22 protein-coding genes and 2 tRNA genes are annotated in these 25,985 nt (G+C 45.1%); 21 read left to right on the top strand and 3 right to left on the bottom strand.

The features are described 5' to 3' along the window. The 6 genes from ACQY6Q_RS07760 to ACQY6Q_RS07735 all read left to right on the top strand — a co-directional run. The coding region (locus ACQY6Q_RS07760) for an alpha-1,6-glucosidase domain-containing protein (RefSeq protein WP_427979837.1) at positions 1-999 on the top strand (999 nt) is incomplete at its 5' end. Positions 1,000-1,319: 320 nt separating this feature from the next. Next, a complete protein-coding gene (gene carA, locus ACQY6Q_RS07755) occupies positions 1,320-2,462 on the top strand; it encodes a glutamine-hydrolyzing carbamoyl-phosphate synthase small subunit (RefSeq protein WP_427979835.1) in 1,143 nt (380 codons plus the stop codon). Between the two features lie 19 nt (positions 2,463-2,481). Next, positions 2,482-5,700, top strand: coding sequence for a carbamoyl-phosphate synthase large subunit (carB, locus tag ACQY6Q_RS07750; RefSeq protein ID WP_427979833.1), 3,219 nt, complete (start codon positions 2,482-2,484; stop codon positions 5,698-5,700). A 145-nt stretch (positions 5,701-5,845) separates the two neighbouring features. Beyond that, on the top strand, positions 5,846-6,322 hold the full coding sequence (greA, locus tag ACQY6Q_RS07745; RefSeq protein ID WP_427979830.1) for a transcription elongation factor GreA: 477 nt from the start codon (positions 5,846-5,848) through the stop codon (positions 6,320-6,322). Between the two features lie 65 nt (positions 6,323-6,387). Continuing rightward, the gene (locus tag ACQY6Q_RS07740) at positions 6,388-6,984 is read left to right on the top strand and encodes an HAD family hydrolase (protein ID WP_427979844.1); all 597 of its coding nucleotides are present in this window, start codon (positions 6,388-6,390) and stop codon (positions 6,982-6,984) included. A gap of 142 nt (positions 6,985-7,126) precedes the next feature. Continuing rightward, a complete protein-coding gene (locus ACQY6Q_RS07735) occupies positions 7,127-7,612 on the top strand; it encodes a hypothetical protein (protein WP_427979827.1) in 486 nt (161 codons plus the stop codon). 30 nt (positions 7,613-7,642) lie between these two features. On the opposite strand, the gene yhbY is transcribed toward ACQY6Q_RS07735, so the two are convergent. Beyond that, a complete protein-coding gene (gene yhbY, locus ACQY6Q_RS07730; RefSeq protein ID WP_427979825.1) occupies positions 7,643-7,939 on the bottom strand; it encodes a ribosome assembly RNA-binding protein YhbY in 297 nt (98 codons plus the stop codon). Between the two features lie 114 nt (positions 7,940-8,053). On the opposite strand from yhbY, the gene rlmE reads away from it, so the two are divergent. The 15 genes from rlmE to tadA all read left to right on the top strand — a co-directional run bounded on the left by rlmE (position 8,054) and on the right by tadA (position 24,164). Continuing rightward, a complete protein-coding gene (rlmE, locus tag ACQY6Q_RS07725; RefSeq protein ID WP_427979823.1) occupies positions 8,054-8,683 on the top strand; it encodes a 23S rRNA (uridine(2552)-2'-O)-methyltransferase RlmE in 630 nt (209 codons plus the stop codon). Between the two features lie 49 nt (positions 8,684-8,732). After that, complete coding sequence (gene ftsH, locus ACQY6Q_RS07720; protein ID WP_427979820.1) at positions 8,733-10,661, top strand: ATP-dependent zinc metalloprotease FtsH; 1,929 nt, start codon at positions 8,733-8,735, stop codon at positions 10,659-10,661. A gap of 62 nt (positions 10,662-10,723) precedes the next feature. Beyond that, positions 10,724-11,554: a dihydropteroate synthase gene (gene folP, locus ACQY6Q_RS07715; RefSeq protein WP_427979818.1), complete on the top strand. Its 831-nt coding sequence runs from the start codon at positions 10,724-10,726 to the stop codon at positions 11,552-11,554. Further along, a complete protein-coding gene (glmM, locus tag ACQY6Q_RS07710; protein WP_427979815.1) occupies positions 11,554-12,891 on the top strand; it encodes a phosphoglucosamine mutase in 1,338 nt (445 codons plus the stop codon). Before folP ends, glmM begins: the two co-directional genes overlap by 1 nt. A 159-nt stretch (positions 12,892-13,050) precedes the next feature. Next, positions 13,051-13,389: a preprotein translocase subunit SecG gene (secG, locus tag ACQY6Q_RS07705; RefSeq protein WP_427979813.1), complete on the top strand. Its 339-nt coding sequence runs from the start codon at positions 13,051-13,053 to the stop codon at positions 13,387-13,389. A 17-nt stretch (positions 13,390-13,406) separates the two neighbouring features. After that, a tRNA-Leu gene (locus ACQY6Q_RS07700) sits at positions 13,407-13,492 on the top strand. Positions 13,493-14,505: 1,013 nt separating this feature from the next. Next, positions 14,506-14,582: transfer RNA gene (locus tag ACQY6Q_RS07695), tRNA-Met, on the top strand. A 181-nt stretch (positions 14,583-14,763) separates the two neighbouring features. After that, positions 14,764-15,192, top strand: coding sequence for a ribosome maturation factor RimP (rimP, locus tag ACQY6Q_RS07690; RefSeq protein WP_427979842.1), 429 nt, complete (start codon positions 14,764-14,766; stop codon positions 15,190-15,192). 12 nt (positions 15,193-15,204) lie between these two features. After that, positions 15,205-16,701, top strand: coding sequence for a transcription termination factor NusA (gene nusA / locus ACQY6Q_RS07685; RefSeq protein WP_427979810.1), 1,497 nt, complete (start codon positions 15,205-15,207; stop codon positions 16,699-16,701). A gap of 22 nt (positions 16,702-16,723) precedes the next feature. Then, complete coding sequence (infB, locus tag ACQY6Q_RS07680; RefSeq protein ID WP_427979808.1) at positions 16,724-19,390, top strand: translation initiation factor IF-2; 2,667 nt, start codon at positions 16,724-16,726, stop codon at positions 19,388-19,390. Between the two features lie 89 nt (positions 19,391-19,479). Further along, positions 19,480-19,893, top strand: a complete 414-nt coding sequence (rbfA, locus tag ACQY6Q_RS07675; protein WP_427979805.1) for a 30S ribosome-binding factor RbfA — start codon at positions 19,480-19,482, stop codon at positions 19,891-19,893. Further along, the gene (gene truB / locus ACQY6Q_RS07670) at positions 19,893-20,840 is read left to right on the top strand and encodes a tRNA pseudouridine(55) synthase TruB (protein ID WP_427979803.1); all 948 of its coding nucleotides are present in this window, start codon (positions 19,893-19,895) and stop codon (positions 20,838-20,840) included. The genes rbfA and truB overlap by 1 nt, the downstream gene beginning before the upstream one ends. A gap of 102 nt (positions 20,841-20,942) precedes the next feature. Next, on the top strand, positions 20,943-21,212 hold the full coding sequence (rpsO, locus tag ACQY6Q_RS07665) for a 30S ribosomal protein S15 (protein WP_427979801.1): 270 nt from the start codon (positions 20,943-20,945) through the stop codon (positions 21,210-21,212). Between the two features lie 185 nt (positions 21,213-21,397). Then, positions 21,398-23,512: a polyribonucleotide nucleotidyltransferase gene (gene pnp, locus ACQY6Q_RS07660; protein WP_427979798.1), complete on the top strand. Its 2,115-nt coding sequence runs from the start codon at positions 21,398-21,400 to the stop codon at positions 23,510-23,512. A gap of 142 nt (positions 23,513-23,654) precedes the next feature. After that, positions 23,655-24,164: a tRNA adenosine(34) deaminase TadA gene (gene tadA / locus ACQY6Q_RS07655; RefSeq protein ID WP_427979796.1), complete on the top strand. Its 510-nt coding sequence runs from the start codon at positions 23,655-23,657 to the stop codon at positions 24,162-24,164. Here the strand turns inward: tadA and ACQY6Q_RS07650 are convergent. Together ACQY6Q_RS07650 and mltF are read right to left on the bottom strand one after the other, a co-directional pair. Further along, positions 24,144-24,275: a hypothetical protein gene (locus tag ACQY6Q_RS07650; RefSeq protein WP_257720936.1), complete on the bottom strand. Its 132-nt coding sequence runs from the start codon at positions 24,273-24,275 to the stop codon at positions 24,144-24,146. The genes tadA and ACQY6Q_RS07650 overlap by 21 nt on opposite strands. 106 nt (positions 24,276-24,381) lie before the next feature. Continuing rightward, positions 24,382-25,851, bottom strand: coding sequence for a membrane-bound lytic murein transglycosylase MltF (gene mltF, locus ACQY6Q_RS07645; RefSeq protein WP_427979793.1), 1,470 nt, complete (start codon positions 25,849-25,851; stop codon positions 24,382-24,384). Between the last annotated feature and the right edge of the window lie 134 nt (positions 25,852-25,985).

The raw sequence follows: 25,985 nt of genomic DNA, 5'->3' as shown, positions 1-25,985 counted from the left end.
TTAGACGAAAATAACGACGCCATTGTTGTGGTACTTAATGCGACCAGTGAAGAGCAAACCTTTCCAATTGAAGGTGCCACAGGCTTTGAACTACATGAAGTTCAACTAACCTCAGTTGACGGTGTAGTTCAAGGCGCTAGCTTTGCAGATGGGAAATTCACCGTACCTGCACGCACTACTGCGGTATTTGTTCAAGCTCAAGGTGATGCTCAAGGTGCAGGTCTTCCAGTTGATTCTTCAAACAAAGACTTAAGTGCTATCCCTCCTCTAGGTGATACGCCAGTTTATGTTCGTGGAACAATGAATAATTGGGAAACTACAAATGAAGTCGAGTTTGCGGGCAACGGCAAATACTCAGTGAACATGACTCTTGATGCAGGGTTGCATAAGTTTAAAGTTTTCGATAGCTACAGTGGAGATCGTTGGTACGGAGCCGCAGAACCTTTAGTTACCTTAGGTGAAGCAAAAGAATTAGCTGATGGTTCTGATTTGGAACTAACCTTAGATGCTAAGTCAGTTGTAAGTATTGTAGTGGATTATTCAAATGTGAATGTTCCTATCCTAACAGTTACGGCTTCAGAAGTGGCTGGTTGTGAGTTACTGGAAGATAGCGCAGAAACAGGTCCATTAACGAGTCAACTGGCTGTTCGTGGTAGCCATTCTGGCTGGGGATGGTCTTCAGACTATGCGCTAACGTATAAAGGTAATAATACTTATCAAGTTGCACTTGGTGCTGGTGACTATGAGTTCAAACTCGCTGCGGATACCGATAACTGGGATCCACAAATGATTGCTTATAGTGGCGATGCGCGCGTTGAAAATTTGGTACTGAACGTTGATTATCAAGCTTGGGCTCGGGTAGGAAACAGTGCCATCAACGATCCAGGTAATAACAAAATCACTTTAGCGGGTGATAGCGTTCTTACACTTAATGTTGATGCCGACTTAGTGGATAACTCTGATAACGGTACAATATCATTGTGTGAGTTAGAACAATAATCACTTAATTTAAGTCTGACCATAAAAGCCAAGGCATGTTGCCTTGGCTTTTTTATTTAGTGTTATATTAAAAATGAAAGTATCTTGTTGTGCAGAAACTGCTAAGCGCAGCCTTTTTCACAAAACATTCTATTTTGAGCCTTTATCCCTATAAAAACACCATAAACCCTATTTTTATAAGTTTGTATAAAAATTGATAGACCTTCATTCATATCTCCTCTATAATCCGCGGAATTTGCCAAATTTTTATCGTATTGGGCTAAAGTTTAAGCTTTTAGTTCAATTTTGTCGTGTCGACAGTTCTTTGTTAGGAGGTTGCCTTGAGCAAATCAGCACTGCTGGTATTAGAAGACGGTACCGTGTTCCGTGGAACCGCAATCGGAGCCAATGGATCCGCCGTTGGAGAAGTGGTTTTCAATACTTCGATGACTGGATACCAAGAAATTTTAACTGACCCCTCATACGCTCGCCAAATTGTCACCCTCACTTACCCCCATATTGGAAATTACGGAACTACCCCAGAAGATGAAGAATCGAATGCTATCCACGCTTGTGGTTTGGTAATTCGTGATTTGCCTTTGATCGCCAGTAACTTCCGTAGTCAGCAAAGTTTAAGTGAATACTTAGAAGCGCGTAATGTTATCGGCATTGCCGACATTGATACACGTAAGTTGACTCGTATTCTTCGAGAAAAAGGGGCTCAAGCTGGCTGTATTGTGGCTGGTGATAACTTGGACGAAGCCCAAGCACTGGCTGATGCTAAAGCGTTTCCTGGTCTAAAAGGAATGGATTTAGCTAAAGAAGTGACTACCGCTGAGGTTTACCCTTGGGCGCAAGGGGCTTGGGATTTACAACAAGGTCTTCCTAGCGATAGCGAAGACAGCAAGTTCCATGTAGTGGCTTACGATTTTGGTGTTAAACGTAATATTTTACGTATGTTAGTGGACCGAGGCTGTCGCTTAACGGTGGTACCGGCGCAAACTTCTGCCGAGGATGTATTGGCACTTAATCCCGATGGTATTTTCTTGTCTAACGGACCGGGTGACCCAGAGCCTTGTGATTACGCTATTGCTGCAGTTAAGACCTTCCTCGATACTGATATTCCAGTGTTTGGTATTTGCTTAGGTCACCAAATTTTGGCTCTAGCAAGCGGCGCTAAAACCATCAAAATGAAGTTTGGCCACCACGGCGGTAACCACCCGGTGAAAGATATCAAGAACAACCGAGTGATGATCACCGCGCAAAACCATGGTTTTGCGGTTGATGAAAAAACCTTACCCGAAAATTTAACAATGACTCATTTCTCATTGTTTGATCAAAGCTTGCAAGGGATACATCGCACCGATAAACCCGCGTTCAGTTTCCAAGGTCATCCAGAGGCAAGTCCTGGTCCGCATGATGCGGCACCATTGTTTGACCACTTCATCGAATTAATTGAGCAGCGCCTTAACGGCCAAGCGTAGGTAGAGAGCAGCAGAACTTATGCCAAAACGTACTGATATAAAAAGCATTCTAATACTGGGCGCAGGCCCAATTGTCATTGGTCAAGCTTGTGAGTTTGACTACTCGGGTGCTCAGGCTTGTAAGGCCTTGCGAGAAGAAGGTTACCGAGTGATCTTGGTAAACTCTAACCCCGCCACCATTATGACCGACCCGGAAATGGCCGATGCCACCTACATCGAACCTATTCATTGGGAAGTGGTAGAACGCATCATTGAGAAAGAGCGCCCTGATGCGGTACTACCTACCATGGGTGGGCAAACAGCATTGAACTGTGCTTTGGAACTTGAAAGCAAAGGTATTCTTGAAAAGTACAATGTAGAGATGATTGGTGCGACAGCTGATGCCATTGATAAGGCAGAAGACCGTAATCGTTTTGACCAAGCCATGAAAAGCATTGGCCTGGCTTGTCCTGAGGCGGGTATTGCTCACTCTATGGATGAAGCCTATCAAGTACTAGATAAAGTTGGTTTCCCTTGTATTATTCGCCCTTCCTTTACAATGGGGGGAACAGGCGGTGGTATTGCTTATAACAAACAAGAGTTTGACGAGATCTGTGCCCGCGGTTTAGATCTTTCTCCTACCAGTGAGTTGCTAATTGATGAAAGCTTAATTGGTTGGAAAGAGTATGAAATGGAAGTGGTTCGCGATAAGAACGATAACTGTATTATCGTCTGTGCCATTGAAAACTTCGATCCAATGGGCGTTCATACCGGCGACTCTATTACCGTTGCTCCAGCGCAAACTTTGTCTGATAAAGAATATCAGATAATGCGAAACGCCTCTTTAGCGGTATTGCGTGAGATTGGTGTTGAAACCGGCGGTTCTAACGTTCAGTTTGGTATTTGTCCTAAAACTGGCCGCATGGTTATTATTGAAATGAACCCTCGGGTATCGCGTTCTTCGGCTTTAGCTTCAAAAGCGACGGGCTTCCCGATTGCTAAAATTGCGGCTAAATTGGCGGTTGGCTTTACTCTAGACGAGCTACAAAATGACATTACCGGTGGACAAACGCCCGCCTCTTTTGAGCCCTCTATCGACTATGTCGTTACTAAAATTCCACGTTTTAACTTCGAAAAATTTGCTGGTGCTAACGATCGCTTAACCACCCAGATGAAATCTGTAGGTGAGGTGATGGCAATTGGTCGTAACCAGCAAGAGTCTTTGCAAAAAGCACTGCGTGGCCTAGAAGTAGGTGTTGATGGTTTTGACCCTATTGTGGATCTAAACGCACCCGATGCAATGGAGATTATTCGCCACGAATTACAAAACGTAGGTTCTGAGCGAATTTGGTATATTGCCGATGCTTTCCGAGCCGGTTTGAGTGTTGATGATGTGTTTACTCTTACCAACATCGATCGTTGGTTCTTAGTGCAAATCGAAGACATTGTGCAGTGGGAACAGAAAGTTGCTAAAGATGGCGTGGGCAGCTTAGACGAAGTCACATTACGTAAATTGAAACGCAAAGGTTTCTCCGACGCTCGTTTGGCCAAGTTAACCGGCGTTTCAGAAAAAGAACTACGTAAACTGCGTCATCGCTTAGAGGTATTGCCGGTATACAAAAGGGTTGATACTTGTGCTGCTGAGTTTGCCACCGATACCGCCTACATGTACTCGACTTATGATGAAGAGTGTGAAGCTCAGCCTTCAGATAAGAAGAAAATCATGGTGTTAGGTGGTGGGCCAAACCGTATTGGACAGGGTATTGAGTTCGATTACTGTTGTGTTCATGCGGCCTTGGCCATGCGTGAAGACGGTTACGAAACCATTATGGTGAACTGTAACCCAGAAACCGTATCTACCGACTACGATACTTCAGACCGCTTATACTTTGAGCCAGTGACCCTAGAAGACGTATTAGAAATTGTACGCGTGGAGCAACCTACCGGGGTAATCGTTCAATACGGTGGTCAAACACCATTGAAATTGGCGCGTGAGTTAGAAGCGGCCGGCGTTCCTATTATTGGAACTTCGCCAGATGCGATTGACCGCGCTGAAGACCGCGAACGCTTCCAACTAGCGGTAGAGCGTTTGAAGTTAAAACAGCCCGAAAATGACACCGTGACCACCACTGAAGACGCGGTAATTGCAGCCGAGCGTATTGGTTACCCATTGGTGGTTCGTCCTTCCTATGTGCTGGGTGGGCGTGCCATGGAAATTGTGTATGACGAGCAAGATTTGCGTCGTTACTTTAATGAAGCCGTGAGCGTGTCTAATGACTCTCCGGTGTTATTAGATAGCTTCCTAAACGATGCTGTTGAAATTGACATCGATGCCATTTGTGATGGTAAGGATGTAGTGATTGGCGGCATTATGGAGCACATTGAACAAGCGGGTGTGCACTCTGGTGATTCAGCCTGTTCGTTACCTGCTTATACACTTAGCCCACAAGTTCAAGACAGAATGCGTGAGCAAGTTAAAGCCCTAGCGCTAGAGCTAGGTGTTGTGGGCCTAATGAATACTCAGTTTGCAGTGAAAGACGACGAGATTTACTTAATTGAAGTGAACCCTCGTGCAGCTCGTACCGTTCCGTTTGTATCTAAAGCTACCGGTGTACCCATTGCTAAGGTTGCTGCTCGGGTTATGGCTGGTATTTCATTAGCCGAACAGGGTATTACTAAAGAAGTCATCCCTCCTTTCTATTCAGTTAAGGAAGTGGTTCTGCCGTTCAATAAGTTCCACGGTGTAGACCCTATATTAGGCCCAGAAATGCGCTCTACCGGTGAGGTTATGGGGGTAGGGGATAGTTTTGCTGAAGCCTACGCTAAAGCTGAATTGGGCATTGGTAACGATGGTCCTAAGAGCGGTCGAGTACTCTTGTCGGTTCGTAATTCAGACAAGAAACGGGTGGCAGAGCTGGCGGCTAAGTTGCTTGAGCTAGGTTACCAGTTGGATGCCACTCATGGTACAGCCGTAGCCTTGGGCGAAGCGGGTATTAACCCTCGCCTAGTGAACAAGGTGCATGAAGGTCGTCCACATATTCTTGACCGTTTAAAAAATGGCGAATACAGCTATGTGATTAACACTACCGAAGGGCGTCAATCAATTGAAGATTCTCGTCAACTACGTCGTGAAGCACTAGTGCAAAAGGTAAATTATACTACTACCTTGAATGGCGCTTTTGCTACGTGTCAGGCACACAATGCCGATGACCGTGGTACTGTGACTTCGGTTCAAGAACTACATAAACGTATTGTTTAGTCGTTCTATATTGGAAGTGGCAATGTGGTGAAGATCTTCACCACAGCTTAAAATAGCGGTACACTGCAACTATTAGTACCAGTAAATTTGGCTGTCTTAGACAGCCAAATTTTTTTCTATTTGTTAATTTGTTGAGTTAAAAACTATGAAACCAGTTCCTATGACGGTGCGTGGCGAAACCCAATTGCGTAAAGAATTAGATCATTTAAAAAATGTTCGGCGACCTAAGATTATCGAGGATATCGCAGTTGCTCGTGAGCACGGAGACCTGAAAGAAAATGCTGAATATCATGCTGCCCGCGAGCAACAAGCTTTTTGTGAAGGCCGGATCCAGGATATCGAGTCTAAACTGAGCAATGTTCAGGTGATTGATGTGACAAAGATGGCTAACAATGGCAAAGTTATTTTTGGTTCTACGGTGACCTTATTGAATCTAGTTACCGATAAAGAAGTGACTTATTGTATTGTTGGGGATGATGAAGCTGACATTAAGCAAAACCGCATTTCAGTTAATTCTCCTATCGCCAGAGGCTTAATCGGCAAACAAGTTGAAGATGAAGTTATGGTGGTCACCCCTGGTGGTGAAGTTGAATACGAAATCATTAATGTTGAATATATCTAAGCAAAAATTATAAAAAAACGCAGCCTAGGCTGCGTTTTTTTATTTGGAGGTGGCTGTTGTTAGCTGTGGATTTCTCAAAATATGACGCGTTAATTTTTGATATGGACGGAACCTTAGTGGATTCTATGCCTGCTCATTTGGCTGCTTGGGAGCAGGCTTTAGCTAATCAACAATTGCCGGTACATATTGACTTTGTGGCGCAACGCGGGGGAATGCCAACCCTGAAAATCGCTGAACAATATCAGCAGTATTATAAGGTAAACATCGACAAGGCACTTTTACTCAAAGATAAGCGGGCGGGGTTTGATGCGTTGTGGCATAAGGTTGAACGAATTCCTGCCAGTTGCCAGCTTCTACAAGAGTTTGCTAATAGTAAAAAGTTGGGTTTAGGTACCGGGGCCGAGCGAGTTAATATGCAACGGATTACCGAAAATTTGGATTTAGTGAGTCCCTTTCAAGCGATGGTTTGTGCCGATGATGTGGCTGCGCATAAACCGGAACCAGATACTTTTTTAGAGGTGGCTAAACGCTTAGCGGTTGAGCCGCAACGTTGTTTGGTTTTTGAAGATACACCTTTTGGTATTCAGGCGGGTCATAATGCCGGAATGGATTGTGTGCTGGTTAAGGATTTCCAATTGGCTGAGTTTCTACCTTTGCCCTAGCAGCTTCTATAACTGGTTTAAGCTTGAAGGAGCAGTTGTTACTTAGGCTAAATGATTGTTTGCCTAAGCGTGATTTGTTATAGTACACAAATTCGCCAGGGAGCGGTTGTTGTTTAACTGTTTTTAAGGTGAATCTAGGTCCATGCAAATCACGTCTAGCTCCAATTCTACTTATCAAACGTCAAGTTTTTCCAAGGTGGTTACTGAGTCAATCTCTAAGCCGAGTCTTGGTGATGTTGTCGATAAAATAAAAGAAGAATATCAGCAGCTTACGCCTGAGCAGCAACGTAATGCCCAACTCTATCTCAATGCAGAAGTAAGTCACTACCAACAAAAGCAACAGGCCGAAACCAGCGCAAAACGTAATCTAGTATTAGGCGTATCCGCGACTCATCATCAGCAGAAATTATTGGATGCTTATTATACTGGGCTTAGCGGCAAACAAGATAATAGGCAAAAAAATAGCCAAGCGCTTAGCTACAACACCTTGGAAGGGATTAACGATAATTTACAGCAACAAAAGCGGGTTGATCAAAAACTTGCTTTAGCTCAGTTGTACCTTAAGTATGGGGAGTCAACAGCAGATTCTAAGCCAGAGCCTCATCAAGGCATTAACCTTGAAGCATAGCGTCAAAAAAAGCGGCCAAGGCCGCTCATTTTATTTTCGAGGTAACTCGATTTTTTGCTCTTCACTGGGACGGTAGATGACCAAAATATGGCCAATTACCTGAACTTTTACCGCATTCACTTTACTGACGATGGTGTCGGCAATCAGTTGCTTCATTTCTCTATCATCAGTAGCTATTTTTACTTTAATTAACTCGTGATGGGCTAAGGCTAGTTCAATTTCTGCCAAGATCCCTTCGGTCAGCCCATTAGAGCCAAGCATTACCACTGGCTTTAGATTATGAGCCAAGGATTTCAGGTGCTGTTTTTGTTTGTTGGTCAGTTGCATGAAACTTTCTGCTTACTCGGGGTTGAAAAAGCCATATTCTAGCGCCATCTAAAGACTAATACTATTTTATAATCATTATACCGTGTGGTTTTGTAACTGTAGTGGATCCTATTTGTGACTAATAAAAAACATACTGCTAGCTCTAAACGCTGGTTAACCGAACATTTTGACGACCACTATGTACAGAAAGCGCAGAAGTTGGGTTTACGTTCGCGAGCGGTGTTTAAAATCGAAGAAATTCAGAATAAAGATAAATTGCTTAAACCCGGTATGACGGTGGTTGATTTGGGAGCCGCTCCCGGTGGTTGGTCCCAATATTGTGTTGAGCAAGTGGGTTTAGATGGGCATGTGATTGCTTGTGATATTTTACCCATGGACCCCATCGCAGGCGTTGATTTTTTATGTGGTGACTTTCGTGAAGAGGCGGTGCTTAATGCCTTGCTAGAGCGGGTTGGCGAGAGCAAGGTGGATGTGGTGTTGTCAGACATGGCGCCTAACATGAGCGGTAACAATAATGTGGATCAGTCACGCGCCATGTATCTAGTTGAACTAGCCTTAGATATGTGTAGAGAAGTATTAGCCCCTAAAGGTAGCTTCGTGGTTAAGGTTTTCCAAGGCGAGGGCTTTGATCAATATCTGCAGCAAGTACGTTCTATGTTTACGATTGTAAAAACTCGTAAGCCTGATTCCTCTCGTGCGCGATCGAGAGAAGTCTATATAGTAGCTAGCGGCTTTAAACTATAGTACGCTAGCATGTAATTTTTATTAAAAAGTAACCGGTGAGGTTTTCGTCTTGAGTGACATGGCAAAAAATCTAATTCTGTGGCTGGTCATAGCTGTAGTGTTAATGTCTGTATTTCAGAGCTTTAATACTGATACTACCAGTGGGCGGCAAATGGATTACTCTTCCTTTGTTAAGGAAGTTAATCAAGAGCAGATTCGAGAAGTGGTCATTAGTGGCCAAGAAATTAATGGTATTAAACGCACTGGTGAAAAATTTAGTACAACCATTCCGTTGCATGATAGAGATCTGATGAATGATCTGCTTAACCACAACGTTAAAGTATTGGGTAAAAAACCAGAAGAACAAGGTTTATTAACTTCTATTTTCATCTCTTGGTTCCCAATGTTATTGCTGATCGGCGTATGGATTTTCTTTATGCGTCAGATGCAAGGCGGTGGCGGTAAAGGTGCCATGTCGTTTGGTAAGAGCAAAGCTCGCTTAATGAGCGAAGACCAGATTAAAACGACGTTTGCTGACGTTGCTGGTTGTGATGAAGCAAAAGAAGAAGTGGCTGAGTTAGTGGATTATTTACGAGATCCCACTAAGTTCCAAAAACTGGGTGGTAAAATCCCTACTGGCGTATTAATGGTAGGCCCTCCTGGTACGGGTAAAACTTTGTTAGCTAAGGCGATTGCTGGTGAAGCAAAAGTGCCGTTTTTCACTATTTCAGGTTCTGACTTTGTGGAAATGTTCGTGGGTGTTGGTGCTTCACGGGTTCGTGACATGTTTGAGCAGGCGAAAAAGTCAGCTCCATGTATCATCTTCATCGATGAGATTGATGCGGTAGGCCGCCAGCGTGGCGCAGGTCTTGGCGGTGGGCACGATGAACGTGAGCAAACCTTGAACCAAATGTTGGTTGAAATGGATGGTTTCGAAGGTAATGAAGGCATTATTGTTATTGCTGCGACTAACCGACCAGACGTATTAGACCCTGCTTTATTGCGTCCAGGCCGTTTCGATCGTCAAGTCACTGTTGGCTTACCGGATATTCGTGGTCGTGAGCAAATTCTAAAGGTTCACATGCGTAAGGTACCTTTAGGAGACGATGTTAACCCAGCTGTGATTGCTCGTGGTACACCGGGCTTCTCTGGCGCTGATTTGGCTAACTTGGTTAACGAGGCGGCTTTATTTGCTGCGCGCGGAAGCAAGCGCACTGTGTCTATGGATGAGTTCGAAAAAGCCAAAGACAAAATCATGATGGGCGCCGAGCGCAAGTCCATGGTGATGACCGAAAGTGAGAAGGAAATGACTGCTTATCACGAAGCGGGACATGCGATTGTTGGCCGCCTGGTACCTGAACACGATCCGGTTTATAAGGTGAGTATTATTCCTCGTGGACGTGCGCTTGGGGTAACCATGTATTTACCTGAGCAAGATCGGGTTAGTCACAGCAAACAACATTTAGAAAGTATGATTTCCAGCCTTTATGGTGGGCGCTTAGCTGAAGCAATTATTTATGGCGATGAGAAGGTCTCAACCGGTGCGAGCAATGATATTGAGCGTGCTACTGAAATTGCCCGTAAAATGGTAACTCAGTGGGGTCTATCTGAATCTATGGGGCCACTACTGTATGCTGACGAAGAAGGCGAAGTTTTCTTAGGCCGAACTGCCGCGAAAACTAAGCATATGTCAGACGATACGGCTAAAGCTATTGATGTTGAAATTCGTTCTGTGATTGACCGTAACTATCAGCGTGCTGAAAGATTGCTTAAAGAAAACATCGATATTCTTCACTCGATGAAAGACGCGTTAATGAAGTACGAGACCATTGATGCTAAGCAAATTGATGATTTAATGGAGCGAAAAACTCCTCGTCCGCCTGCTGATTGGGATGACTCTAACTCAACTCCTCCAGTTGATTCAGGAAAAAAACTTGAAGAAGATAGTGAGCCTACAGCGAGTCAACCTAAGAACATGGGTGAAGACCCAGCACAGTAACCCACAGTAATGATTGAGCCCTGTAAGTCACTTGCAGGGCTTTTTTTTTATAAGTAATAGATATGACTATTTCATTTAATATTGGTAGCCAGCACTTCCAGCGCCCTGTGATTATGGGCATTTTAAACTTAACTCCTGATTCATTTTCCGATGGGGGAAGTTATCTGACGCCACAACAAGCTTTGCTTCGCGTCGAGCAAATGCTCGAGCAGGGAGCCGATATTATTGATGTGGGCGGTGAGTCTACTCGCCCCGGGGCGGCCGATGTTTCAGTTGAAGAAGAATTGGCTCGTACTGTGGATGTTGTGGCTGAAATCAAAAAACGTTTTTCTTGCTTAGTCTCGATAGATACTAGTAAGCCCGAGGTGATGAAACAGACGGTTGCTGCTGGGGCTGACATTATTAATGATGTTTGCGCATTAGAGCGACCGGGCGCGCTGCAAGTTGCGGCTGAGTGTCAGGTGCCCGTTTGCATTATGCATATGCAGGGCAAACCTCGCAGTATGCAAGTAAATCCTCACTATGAGGATGTGCTTGCCGAGGTGATGGCTTATCTAAAACAACGAGTTGAGAGCTGTGTAGCAGCAGGAATTAAACGGGACAATATAATAGTTGACCCTGGTTTTGGTTTTGGTAAAACTTTGGACCACAATTTTCAGTTGTTGGCCCACTTAAGTGAGTTTCATCAGCTGGGTTTGCCTATTCTTGCTGGGATGTCTCGTAAAAGTATGTTCGGCAAATTGTTAGATAAAAAACCAGCAGAGTTAATGGCGGCGAGCATCGCCGGGGCGTTGATTGCTGCGCAGCAAGGAGCACATGTCTTTCGTGTGCATGACGTAGCAGCCACCGCCGATGCTTTACGGATCCATTCAAAAGTACAGATGAGTAAATAATGACAAGACGATATTTTGGCACCGATGGTGTGCGTGGAAGGGTGGGTGAGTACCCTATTACTCCTGAGTTTGCATTAAAGCTAGGATGGGCAGCAGGCAAAGTCTTGTCGAGCAGCGGTACCCGTAAGGTGTTAATTGGTAAAGATACGCGGATCTCTGGTTATATGCTGGAATCTGCTCTAGAAGCGGGGCTGTCAGCTGCAGGGGTTCAGGCCAGTTTTGTGGGGCCAATGCCAACGCCTGCCGTGGCATATTTAACCCGAACTTTTCGCGCCGAAGCCGGAATTGTGATTAGCGCTTCGCATAATCCTTATTACGATAATGGCATTAAGTTTTTCTCGGCTTTTGGTACCAAGTTACCCGATGAGCTGGAATTAGCCATCGAAGCTCAACTTGACCAAGCAATGACTTGTGTAGAGTCGGCTGCATTAGGTAAGGCTCGTCGAATTGAAGATGCTGCTGGGCGTTATATTGAGTTCTGTAAAAGCACTTTCCCTAACAAGTTTAGTTTAGCGGGACTGAAAATTGTGGTGGATTGTGCGCATGGTGCCACTTACCACATCGCCCCCAAAGTGTTTGCTGAACTAGGTGCTGAAGTGATTGCTATTGGTAATCAGCCAGATGGTTTAAATATCAACGCAAAATGTGGTGCCACCGATACCGCCTTACTTGCTGAGACGGTGTTAGAACATCAAGCCGACCTTGGTATTGCCCTCGATGGTGATGGTGATCGCGTGATGATGATCGATCAACATGGTGTTCAAGTTGACGGTGATGAAATCCTGTATATTTTGGCCAAGGATGCTAAACGCAATAATCACCTTAGCGGAGGGGTTGTCGGCACCTTAATGAGTAATCTCGCTCTGGAACAGGCTTTTGCCGCGATGGATATTCCATTTGTTCGTGCTAAGGTAGGAGACCGCTACGTAATGGAGCAGTTGGTTGAAAACGCTTGGACTTACGGCGGCGAAAACTCTGGCCATATTATCTGTTTAGGACATACCACCACGGGTGACGGCATTGTGGCCGCACTGCAGGTATTAGCTGCCATGCTGGCCCAAAAACAAAGCCTACGAGGTTTATTGAAAGATTTAACCTTGTATCCTCAACTATTAGTTAATGTTCGGTTTAAAGGCGATTCCGACCCTTTAAATAGCGAATTGGTCAAGCAAGCACAAGCCAAAGCTGAGAGTAAACTGGGGGATTCAGGGCGAGTTCTGCTAAGAAAATCTGGAACTGAACCTTTATTACGGGTCATGGTAGAGGGCGCAGATTCAGCCTTGGTTGAGCAGTGTGCTAACGATATCGCAGAGGCAGTTCGGGCTGCTTGTGATTAAAGCGAACAATAATTAAACGGTTGAACACTAGACAAAAGATTTTTTAAGCTGGTGCTTGTATTAGAGGCAGAGGTTCGTTAATATTCGCCCGCTTTGGTGACTAGTGCTTCACTAATTGACGGTCGGAAATAAGACCGACCCACACTTAGGTGAAAAAGAATGTACGAAATTTTATTAGTAGTTTATTTAATAGTAGCGTTGGCTTTAATTGGATTAGTTTTAATTCAACAAGGCAAGGGCGCTGATATGGGCGCTTCATTCGGTTCTGGCGCATCAAACACGGTATTTGGTTCTTCAGGATCAGGCAACTTCCTGACTCGTTCAACCGCTATCTGCGCAACTTTGTTTATTGTTATCAGCTTGATTTTGGGTAACCTTTCAACCCAACAACATCAGCAAGTTGATGAGTGGAGTGATTTGTCACAGCCCGTAGTTGAGCAAACTCTGGGTGATGTACCAGCATCTCCTGCTAGCTCAGCTAGCGACGTACCAAACTAGTTAACTGACTAGAATTAGCCGAGGTGGTGGAATTGGTAGACACGCTATCTTGAGGGGGTAGTGTCCTATGGACGTGCGGGTTCAAGTCCCGCTCTCGGCACCAACTAAATCCAGTGAAATCTGGTAGCATTTAAGAGCTCGCACCGTTCTAGGTTAGCGGGCTTTTTTGTATTTTAGTTCGCTCAAGCCCTCCTATCATTACTTAATATTACTAGTGCCGCCCTAAGTCTCATTAAAAAATCAGCTTCAGAATGAATTAGTTTGCTTGGGAATCAAGCTTGTTACTTGTTAGGGCGTTTGTTGGTCGAATTAGGCTTCTACAGGTCATCGGCAGTCAAGTTTAAGGTGATGCCTCTATTGTTTAATTAATAGGGCTTGTTTGATTGACTCGTGCAACTTGGTTTCGTTCAAGGTATTTTTGTAGATCTTCCCGTCTTCATGATGAGCTTAACTTTGTTTACTGGTGCGGCAATTCGATTGATATTTGCTAATGTATTGTGACTCACAAACTGAATGCTTGCTCTTTTTTTGCACAAATGCCATTGGGTTGAAAGTAGGGAGGCAGTGAGCCGCTTGGTGCTCTAGCGCTAAGGGGAATTAAATATCAGTGCGAAATAACCGGTTTAGTGGCGTCGCTTACTTTATTTTTTGGTCATTTACTTGAATGATGCGCGGTCTTTAAGGGCTTAATTTATCGTTGGATGAAGGCTGGTCATGTTTCGATATTATTCTTGCTCTAGTGATTGATTGAATGGGTGAATCGGTTCTCTATTTTCCAGCTAACGCTGAGTAGCTGTGTTTTGTATAGACCTAATTCTTCAGAATTCCTGAAAACAAACTTGCTTGAGCACAAATCAATAGTCATTTTATCCAGATTTAACTTTAAATGCTGGCTAGTATTTTCAAGTTGCAACAGGTAGAATACCGCGCAGTAATTGGGATGTATAAATTGCTGTGATATTGAATTATTGCTGGGAAGGTGATGTAATTTACCTCGATGGCATTGATTTTTTATCAATAAAAACAGTTTAACTTAGCCATAATTCAAGTCGCATTCTTACCCATAGTTATTTTTGCATCCTGTCAGAGTGATTGTTATAATCCTCGGCATTCGGACGCGGGATGGAGCAGTCTGGTAGCTCGTCGGGCTCATAACCCGAAGGTCGTCGGTTCAAATCCGGCTCCCGCAACCAACTATCAAATACTTAATGAGTATTCGATAGTGTTAAAGGCTCAGAAATTTTAAAGCCCCGCTTCACCGGGGCTTTTTGTTATTTTCGCGCCGCACCACCTTAGGTGCTAGAACTGGGCTTTACGCCCTTTTTTTGTTTCTGGAGGGGAACCTTGGCAACTGTAGAACAACGATTAACTGAAATGCTGACACCTGCCGTAGAAGCGTTGGGTTTCGAGTTATTAGGAATCGAATATGTGAGTGCTGGTAAGCACTCCGTGGTGCGTCTTTATATCGATCATGAAGACGGCATCAATGTAGATAACTGTGCAGACGTTAGTCGGCAAGCCAGTGCTATTTTGGATGTTGAAGATCCAATCAGTACTGAATATAACCTCGAGGTTTCTTCTCCGGGTTTAGAACGCCCTCTTTTTAAAGCGGAACATTATCAGCGTTTTATTGGTGAGATAGCCTTTGTACAGGTGCGTATGCCAGTGAATAATCGCCGTAAATGGCAGGGTGAAATTATAGCTGTTGAAGACGACACACTCGTTTTAGCAGTAGATCAAGAACAATATAGGATCGCGCTGGGTAACGTTCAGAAAGCGCATCTAGTTCCCCAGTTTGACTAAAGAGGGTCAGGAATGAACAAAGAAGTCTTGTTGGTTGTTGATGCGGTATCAAATGAAAAAGCATTGCCGCGTGAAAAAATCTTTGAAGCAATGGAAATTGCTTTAGCAACTGCGACTAAGAAAAAATACGAAGGCGATATTGAAGTACGTGTCGATATCGATCGTAAAGACGGTAGTTTTGAAACGTTTCGCCGCTGGAAAGTGGTAGAAAACCAAGAAGCTATCGAAAACCCTTACCGCGAAATCACTTTAGAAGCCGCTCAGTTTGAAGAGCCAAACATTGAGCTTGGTGACTATGTAGAAGAGCAAATTGAGTCGGTGATTTTTGACCGAATTACCACTCAAACCGCTAAGCAAGTGATCGTGCAAAAGGTAAGAGAAGCTGAGCGGGCTCAAGTTGTTGAGCAATACCTTGACCAAGTAAACGAATTGGTTACCGGTGTTGTTAAGAAAGTGAGCCGTGAAAATATCATCGTTGATTTAGGTAATAACGCTGAAGCGGTTATTCACCGTGAAGAGTCACTTCCACGTGAAGCTTTCCGTCCTGGCGACCGAGTTCGTGGCCTATTGTACGAAGTTAAACCTGAAGCGCGCGGCGCTCAATTGTTTATGAGCCGTACACGTCCAGAAATGCTGATTGAACTATTCCGCATTGAAGTGCCAGAAATTGCCGAAGAGATGATCGACCTTAAGGCCGCCGCTCGTGATCCTGGCTCTCGCGCTAAAATTGCCGTGAAGAGTAACGACCGCCGAATTGACCCAGTGGGTGCTTGTGTAGGCATGCGTGGCGCACGGGTTCAAGCTGTATCTGGTGAGTTAGATAACGAGCGTGTTGATATTGTATTATGGGACGATAACCCAGCTCAGTTTGCAATTAACGCTATGGCGCCAGCCGAAGTGGCATCGATTGTAGTGGATGAAGATAGCCACTCCATGGATATCGCCGTTGAAGCAGATAATTTGGCGCAGGCTATTGGCCGTAATGGTCAGAACGTACGCTTAGCTTCACAACTTACCGGTTGGGAGCTAAATGTGATGACGGTTGAGGATGCCAATAAGAAGCATCAGGCTGAAGCACAGAAAGCTATCGATACCTTTGTTCAATATCTTGATATTGATGAAGAGTTTTCGACGGTATTGGCAGAAGAAGGTTTCACAACGCTTGAAGAAATCGCCTACGTTCCAGTTAACGAGTTACTAAGTATTGAAGGCTTAGACGAAGACATCGTTAATGAATTACGTGAGCGTGCTAAGGCCGCCTTGGTGACAGAAGCACTCGCTAAAGAAGAATCTTTAGACAATGCCGAGCCAAGCGAAGAGCTACTTGCTCTGGAAGGCATGGAGCGTCATTTGGCCTTTGTATTAGCCAGTAAAGGAATTGTTACCTTAGAAGACCTTGCGGAACAAGGTATAGATGATTTAGAAGAGATCGAAGAATTGTCGGATGAAAAAGCCGGCGAATTGATTATGGCCGCCAGACAGATTTGCTGGTTCGGCGACGAAGAATAAGGTCGACGGAGGATATTAGCCGATGACAGAAGTTTCAATACAACAACTCGCGACCGACGTGGGAACCAGCGAAGACAAACTGATCCAACAGTTTGCCGATGCTGGGATTAATAAAACACTAACCGATAAAGTGAACGAAGAAGAGAAAGCCAAGCTTCTTGAGCACTTGAAGTCACAGCATGGCGAACAAGCTTCGCCGAGCCGTATGACCTTAAAACGCACCACCAAAAGCACCTTAAGTGTTTCTGGTAGCGGCGGTAAGTCTCGCGCAGTTCAAGTGGAAGTTCGCAAGAAGCGTACTTACGTAAAACGTAGCGCAGTTGAAGAACAAGCTAAACAAGAAGCGGAAGAAAAAGCGCGTCTTGAAGCGGAAGAAAAAGCGCGCCTTGAGGCTGAAGCAGCTAAACAAGCGGCTGAAGAAAAGGCAAAACGTGAAGCCGAAGAAAAAGCTAAACGTGAAGCTGAAGAAAAAGCCAAGCGTGAGCAAAAAGCGGCAGCAGCGAAAGTGAAAGAAACCGCTCAACCAGCAGAAGATAAAACTCCGGCGCAGCTAGAGGCTGAAAGAGAAGCAGCCGAAATCTTACGTAAGAAAGAAGAAGCTGCGATTGCCAAAGCCGAAGCCGAAGCCGAGCGTAAAGCCGAAGAAGCGAAAAAACTGGCTATCGAAAATGCTGCTCGTTGGGCTGAAGAAGAGAAATTGCGTAAAAAACGCGAAGAATCTGCAGATTACCATACGACGACTTCTACTTATGCGCGTGCTGCTGAAGATGAGCAAGAGCAAAAAGCAGAAGCGCCTCGCCGTAAAAAGCGTAATAAGCCCAAGCAGAACGAAGACAACAACTTTGGTGGCCGTCGTGGTAGCCGTAAAGCGAACAAACGACAAGTGGCCACCCCTACCACTATGCAGCACGGATTTAACAAACCTGCTCAGCCGGTAGAGCGTGAAGTACGTATTGGTGAAACCATTTCGGTCGGTGAACTGGCTAATAAAATGGCAGTAAAAGCCACCGAAGTGATTAAAACGATGATGAAAATGGGCGCGATGGCGACCATTAACCAAGTTATCGACCAAGAAACAGCCACCTTAGTTGCTGAAGAATTGGGTCATAAAGTCATTCTAGTTAAAGAGAATGCACTTGAAGAGCAAGTGATGCAGGAAGCCGAGTCTACCGGTGAGCAAACTACTCGTGCTCCGGTGGTAACTATTATGGGTCACGTTGACCATGGTAAAACTTCGCTACTTGATTTCATTCGCCGAGCTAAGGTGGCCGACGGTGAAGCCGGCGGTATTACTCAGCATATTGGTGCATATCACGTTGAAACCAACGGTAATATGATTACCTTCTTGGATACGCCTGGACACGCCGCGTTTACCTCTATGCGTGCTCGTGGTGCCAAAGCGACTGATATCGTGGTGTTGGTGGTGGCTGCCGATGACGGTGTAATGCCTCAGACTATCGAAGCGATTCAGCATGCTCGTGCAGCCGGTGTGCCTTTGGTCGTGGCGGTGAACAAGATCGATAAAGAAGCAGCCGATCCAGATCGCGTTAAAAATGAATTAGCCCAGCATGAAGTTATCCCTGAAGATTGGGGTGGCGACGTACAGTTTGTTCATGTATCTGCGAAAAGCGGTGAAGGTATTGATGATTTGTTAGAAGCTATTATTCTGCAATCTGACGTACTTGAACTTACCGCTAGTCATGCTGGCGCAGCTTCGGGCGTAGTGATCGAGTCTCGCCTAGATAAAGGACGCGGGCCAATTGCCTCTATTTTGGTACAGCATGGTCAGCTGAAGCGCGGCGATATCATTCTTTGTGGTTTAGAGTACGGTCGTATCCGTGCAATGAAAGATGAGAATGGTAAAGACATCGAAACCGCTGGCCCATCAATTCCTGTAGAGATCCTCGGTCTGTCGGGTGTGCCTCAAGCTGGTGATGAAGCCACCGTTGTTCGCGACGAGAAAAAAGCGCGCGAAGTGGCCTTGTATCGTCAAGGTAAATTCCGTGACGTTAAATTGGCTCGCCAGCAGAAATCGAAACTGGAAAACATGTTTGCAAACATGGCTGAAGGTGAGGTTCAAGAACTAAATATTGTACTGAAATCTGATGTACAAGGTTCTTTGGAGGCGATTGCCGATTCATTAACCAAGCTGTCTACCGATGAAGTGAAGGTAAACATTATTGGTCGTGGCGTAGGTGGTATTACCGAAACCGACGCTACCTTGGCTGCGGCATCTAACGCCATTGTGCTGGGCTTTAACGTTCGTGCGGATGCTTCTGCTCGACGCATCATCGAATCTGAAAGTGTCGATCTACACTACTACAGTGTGATTTACGACTTAATCGATGAAGTGAAAAGCGCCATGACCGGCTTGTTGGCTCCAGAGTTTAAACAGCAAATTATGGGTCTAGCCGAAGTTCGTGATGTGTTTAAGTCTCCTAAACTTGGCGCTATCGCGGGTTGTATGGTACTTGAAGGTCAAGTTAAGCGTTCTAATCCTATTCGTGTATTACGTGATAACGTGGTTATTTATGAAGGCGAGCTTGAATCACTTCGCCGCTTTAAAGATGACGTTAACGAAGTACGTAATGGTATGGAATGTGGTATCGGCGTGAAGAACTATAATGATGTTCGTGCTGGTGACCAAATCGAAGTATTTGAGATTGTTGAAGTAAAACGTAGTTTGTAAGCGTGGTGCTGAGTAATCTTTAAGATGGGGGCATGCGCCCCCATTTGTGTTTTCAATACTCCTTTGGGAGTGGTATCAGGAGAAGTGTGATGCCTAGAGAATTTAGCCGCCCAGACAGGGTTGCCCAACAAATACAAAAAGAAGTCGCGGTAATATTACAGCGCGAAGTGCGTGACTCTCGTTTGGGATTAGTGACCGTATCAGCCGTTGAAGTTACCCGAGATCTAGCCTATGCCAAAATCTTTGTTACTTTTTTAGATGATAGTGATGAAGCAGTAAAAGCTAGCCTAGAAGCCTTAGAAGAGCATGTCGGTTATGTGCGTCACTTGTTGGCTAAGGCTATGCGTTTGCGTGCTGTACCAGAGTTGCGCTTTCAATACGACGGCTCGCTACGTGAAGGCTTACGTATGACTGAGCTTGCGAGCCAAGCCGTGAAGGATGATCAGCGTAAAGCTGAGCAATCTGGACGTAAGATAGATAATCTTGAGCAAGAGGGCGAGTAATGGGACAAGGCCGCAAAAAAAAGGGCCGTGCTATTGATGGCATCCTGCTGCTGAATAAGCCAACCGGTGTATCTTCTAATGGTATTTTGCAACGCGTTAAGCGAATTTATTTTGCGCAAAAAGCCGGACATACCGGGGCCTTAGATCCTTTGGCCACTGGTATGCTGCCAATTTGTTTAGGTGAAGCCACCAAGTTTTCACAATTTTTGTTGGATTCGGATAAACGCTATCAGGTTACCGCGCAACTCGGGGTACGTACCAATACCTCTGATTCTGATGGTGAAATCGTAGAGCAGCGTGAAGTGCGTGTTAGTGCCGAAGATATTGAAGCTGCTTTGGATGCCTTTCGTGGTCCAATTAATCAGGTGCCTTCGATGTTTTCAGCGCTAAAGCATCAAGGGAAACCTTTATATGCTTATGCTCGTGAGGGCATTACCATAGAGCGAGAAGCTCGGCCGATTACCGTTTATGAGAATAATTTTATTTCTCTGGAAGGCGATATGCTGACGTTAGATGTGCATTGCAGCAAAGGCACCTATATACGCACCATTATCGATGATCTTGGTGAAGCACTAGGTTGCGGCGCTCATGTGGTGAAATTGCACCGCTCACAGGTAGCCACTTACCCTAGTGAACGTATGGTAAGCCTAGAGCAACTTGAAGCCTTATTGGAACAAGCGCAGCAGCAAGAGCTTGCTCCTAAAGAGTTATTAGATCCTCTGTTATTACCCATGGATACCGCGGTTGCGCATTTAAATGAGGTGAATATCCCGCAAGCTTTGGGGGATTATTTGCTACATGGTCAGCCGCTACAAATTGCAGGCGCGCCCTTGGATGAAGTGTTCCGATTGACCATAGGTGAGCAGCGCCATTTCGTCGGGATAGGCCAAGTTAACGATGATGGTTTAGTCGCCCCCAAGCGTTTGATTCAAAGTAACGATAGTTAAGTTACTTACTTGCATGTACTGGGTACGCGCTATATAATGCGCGTCCTTCATCGCTGAGTTAGTGATTGGCGATGAGTAAATTCACATTTTTAGGAGTTAGTAATGTCACTAAGTAGCGCTGAAAAAGCAGCAATCGTAGCCGAATACGCACGTGCCGAGGGAGACACTGGTTCTTCTGAAGTTCAGATTGCTTTGTTAACCGCACAAATCAACCACTTGCAAGGTCACTTCAAGAAGCACATCCACGATCACCACAGCCGTCGTGGTCTACTACGTATGGTAAGCCAACGTCGTAACCTTCTAGATTACTTGAAGCGTAAAAACCAAGCCAGCTACGCTGAGCTAATCGCAAAATTGGGTCTACGTCGTTAATTTTAACGTCGCCAAGAAGAATACCGAAAGGGAGCCTTAATGGCTCCCTTTTTTAATGCCTAAAATAAACGCAAAAACAGGTGGTTTAACAAGGTTTTTCGTAAGGATAAAGTTATCTTTTAGCCAGCCATTGCTTTATACTTTGGCACGAATTGAAAAGAGAACATAAATTAAAGGAAATTCACGTGAATCCTATCGTAAAAACGTTTAAATACGGTGAGAATACAGTCACCATCGAAACTGGCGCGCTTGCTCGTCAAGCTACTGCTGCTGTAATGGTTACTATGGACGATACAAGCGTATTTGTATCTGTAGTGGGCAAGAAAACCGCTACACCTGGCCAAGATTTCTTCCCGTTGACTGTGAACTACCAAGAACGTACTTACGCAGCAGGTAAAATTCCTGGTGGTTTCTTCAAACGCGAAGGTCGTCCTTCGGAAGAAGAAACGTTAATCGCACGTTTGATTGACCGTCCTATTCGTCCATTGTTTCCCGATGGTTTTGTGAACGAAGTACAAGTCATTGCTACCGTGGTATCGGTTAACCCACAAGTTCAACCTGACATTGTTGCGCTAATTGGTACCTCTGCTGCATTAAGCCTTTCAGGCATTCCATTTAATGGCCCAATTGGTGCTGCGCGCGTTGGCTACATCGATGGAAACTACATCCTTAACCCAACTACCGAAGAACTTCCAGAGAGTAAACTAGACCTAGTGGTCGCTGGTACCGAGAGTGCGGTACTCATGGTTGAGTCGGAAGCAGAACTACTTTCTGAAGAGGTGATGTTGGGCGCGGTGGTTTATGGTCACGAGCAATCAAAAGCGGTGATTACCGCGATTAATGAATTATGCGAAGAAGCGGCTAAACCAGCTTGGGAATGGGAAGCGCCTGTTGCCAACCTAGAGCTTAAAGCTAAAGTGGCCGAGCTAGCTGAAGCAAAATTCACAGCTGCTTATCAAATTACTGATAAAGCAGAGCGTTACACCGAAGTGGGCGAAATTAAAAAAGCGGTGATCGAAGCATTAACTGCTGAAGATGAAAGCCTTGACCCACAAGACATTGGCGATGAGTTAGGTAAGCTAGAGAAAAACGTAGTGCGTTCACGCATTATTGCTGGTGAGCCACGCATCGATGGTCGCGAACCAGACATGATTCGTGCACTAGATGTGATGACTGGCGTGTTACCTCGTACTCACGGTAGCGCGGTGTTTACTCGTGGTGAAACTCAGGCCTTAGTGACTTGTACCTTGGGTACTGAGCGTGATGCACAGATGATTGACTCACTGACTGGTGTTGAAACATCTCGCTTCATGTTGCACTACAACTTCCCTCCATACTGTGTGGGTGAAACTGGCTTCATTGGTTCTCCTAAGCGTCGTGAAATTGGCCATGGCCGTTTGGCTAAACGCGGTGTGGCTGCGGTTATGCCTACAGCTGATGAATTCCCATATACTGTACGTGTAGTATCTGAAATCACCGAATCTAACGGTTCAAGCTCAATGGCTTCTGTTTGTGGTAGCTCATTGGCACTGATGGATGCGGGTGTACCAATTAAAGCTTCTGTTGCGGGTATCGCAATGGGTCTAGTGAAAGAAGGCGACAAGTTTGTTGTGCTTTCTGACATCTTGGGCGACGAAGATCACCTAGGTGACATGGACTTTAAAGTAGCCGGTTCTTCAGAAGGTATCTCTGCACTGCAGATGGATATTAAGATTGAAGGTATCACCAAAGAAATTATGGAAATTGCCCTTCGCCAAGCGCAAGGTGCCCGTTTGCATATTCTAGGTGTTATGGATCAGGCTATTGGTACTTCTCGTGAAGATATTTCAGAATTTGCGCCGCGCATCCATACTCTGAAAATTAACCCAGAGAAGATCAAAGATGTGATTGGTAAAGGTGGTGCGACGATTCGTGCACTAACCGAAGAAACTGGCACAACCATTGAAATTGAAGACGATGGCACGGTTAAAGTGGCTGCTACCGACAACGCTCAAGCGCAAGCTGCGATTAAGCGTATCGAGCAGATAACAGCAGAAGTTGAAGCGGGTCAATTCTACCAAGGTAAAGTTGTACGTTTGGCCGACTTCGGTGCCTTCGTTGAAATCTTACCGGGTAAAGATGGCCTAGTGCATATCTCGCAAATCTCTCAAGAGCGCGTAGCTAATGTTGCCGATCATTTAACAGTCGGTGATATTGTTAAAGTTAAGGTACTAGAAGTAGACCGCCAAGGCCGTGTACGTCTAAGTATTAAAGAAGCGGCAGAGCCTAGCGAAGCCCCAGCAGAGACTCCTGCTGAATAAGTTCGATTTTGAGTTGAACAAAAGCCGGCTATAGCCGGCTTTTTTGTGCCTATTGGTTGCGATAAAGGAAAAGCCTAGCGACGCTTTCGTCTTGCTGGAGGGCTGGGTACAATAGCCAAAATTTTTTAATTGAGTAAGTAACTTGGAAAATACCGACATAGACTGGATGAATTATGCCCTGCGCCTAGCGGAAAAGGCTGAAGCCCAAGGAGAAGTTCCAGTAGGGGCTGTCGTGGTTTATCAAAATGAAGTGGTGGGAGAGGGCTGGAATCAAACCATTGCTTTAAATGATGCTACCGCCCACGCAGAGGTTTTAGCGCTGCGCCAAGCGGGAGAAAAGCTGGGTAACTATCGCTTGTTGGACACGACGCTCTATGTCACCTTAGAGCCTTGCTCGATGTGCGCAGGGGCGATGGTTCATGCTCGAGTTAAACGTTTGGTATTTGGTGCTAGTGATTTAAAAACTGGGGCTGCAGGCAGTGTATTTAATATTGTCGATAACGATCACTTGAATCATCGAGTGTGTATTGAAGCGGGTGTGTTAGAAGCGGTGTGTAGTGAGCGTATTAGTCGTTTTTTTCGCAAGCGCCGTGAACAACACAAGCTGCGAAAAAAACAACAACGGGGAGACTTATTCAGCGCTGCTGATTAAGCCCATTTCAGACAAAATGTAGGAACGTTGTCTTAATAGAACCTTACGATGCTGGCGTGCCAATTGAATACGGCGACGTGGCGACTGAAGGGTGCGTTTCTTTCTTATCATACTATCCTCTCCATTATGTTAGGCAGGACGCTTTACTATTATTAATCTCCATTGCAGATTAAGCATAAAACATGACAGTAATGTGACAAAAAATCAATATTATTCTTCAATTATTGGTGCTTACTTCTAGATCTTCTGGTTCTGTTTGTTCTACTAGGGAATTATCCTCTGGATAGGGTGGCTGATTGTGGTTCAGCGCTTCACGGCGTTCTGCTTCTTTCTTTTGTGCATCCAACCATTGCAGGCTTTGATAGTACTGACGAATGTTATTCACATAATTATAGGCTTCTTGGCCTCTAGCATAGCCGTAACGGGTTTGCTGATACCATTTCTTCTGCATTAGTAGTGGCAGGTTTTCTTTTACATCGACCCAAGCGTCTGGATCGCCGCCTAACATGCGGGTGATTCTTCGAGCATCTAACATGTGACCAAAACCGATGTTATATGCGACTAAGGCAAACCAAATTTTATCGTTTTCGCGTACGCTATCGGGCACCCGAGCAATGAGCTTCTGCAGGTACTCGGCTCCGCCACGAATACTTTGCTCTGGGTCTAGGCGGTTATTCACGCCGACTGATTTAGCGGTGGGTAAGGTGAGCATCATCATGCCACGCACTCCAGTGAAAGACTTAGCGCGAGGCCGCCAATGAGATTCCTGATAAGACACCGCGGCTAATAATCGCCAATCGAGTTGTCCGGCATATTGTTCAAACCAATCTTGATACTTAGGCAGGCGACTTTCGGTTGCTCGTAGGAAGGCGCGAGTATCTACGTAGTCGAAGCGTTGAATATGTCCGAAATAGCGTTCATATAGGCGGGCAATTGCACCGCTGCTATGTTTGTCACCAATAAATTCGATCACTGCACTGTATAAGCTGTCGTCGCGAAAACGATTTAACAACCATACCACCGGGGTATCATTTTCCAGCGTAAAAGCTTCGGCTAAATCAGGATAAAAACGCTGATGTAAGGCGAGGGTGGTATTGTCGACTAAGGCGAAACGAATATCTTCATCAACGATGCTTTTTAATAATTCGCTGCTATCTAAGCGATTTGTTTCTTCGATGCTCAGTTGCGGGTTTTCTTTAATATAAGGTTGCAGCAAGGGTTCATGGTAACTGCCTGAAGTAATCCAAATAGGTGCATCAACTTGACTCATATCGCGAGGTCTAAGGGTATTCTTTTTATAGACCAATTTTGCGTTGACCTGATAAATCTCAGGAGAAAAACGAAAGTTTTCTCGCAGTGCCTTGGTGGGTGAGAGCGCGGCAGCCAATAAGTCAACCTGTTGTTTGTGTAAGCCTCGGTATAATTCCGTTGGGTTATAAAGCGGCACCATTTGCAATTCAACACCTAAGTACTGAGCAAAATCTTCTAAGAGCTCATATTCCAGCCCGGTGGGCTGTTCGTGTTGGTCGTAATAAAATACTTGGGGGCTATATAGCGTGCCCACCCGAAGCGTGCCTCGTTGGCGGATTTGCTCTAGTTGGGAAATAAAGGGGTTGGGTTCACAGCCTTGCAAGATGAACATAACGAGCAACGTAAGAAGAAGGGTGATGCGTTGCTTGTTTATCATTACAGTGAGTTTCCACGCTATTATTTTTATTCGATTTTATGGATATACGCCGGGCTGTCTAGCATTAAGCTGCGTTTTCCTCACTAAGCTAACGTTTTGTTTACCATTGTCGCAGTTTTTATCTATAATACGCG

The sequence above is a fragment of the Agarivorans sp. genome (assembly GCF_050295395.1).
Lineage (GTDB): Bacteria > Pseudomonadota > Gammaproteobacteria > Enterobacterales > Celerinatantimonadaceae > Agarivorans.
This window is presented reverse-complemented; position numbering and strand designations above follow the sequence as displayed.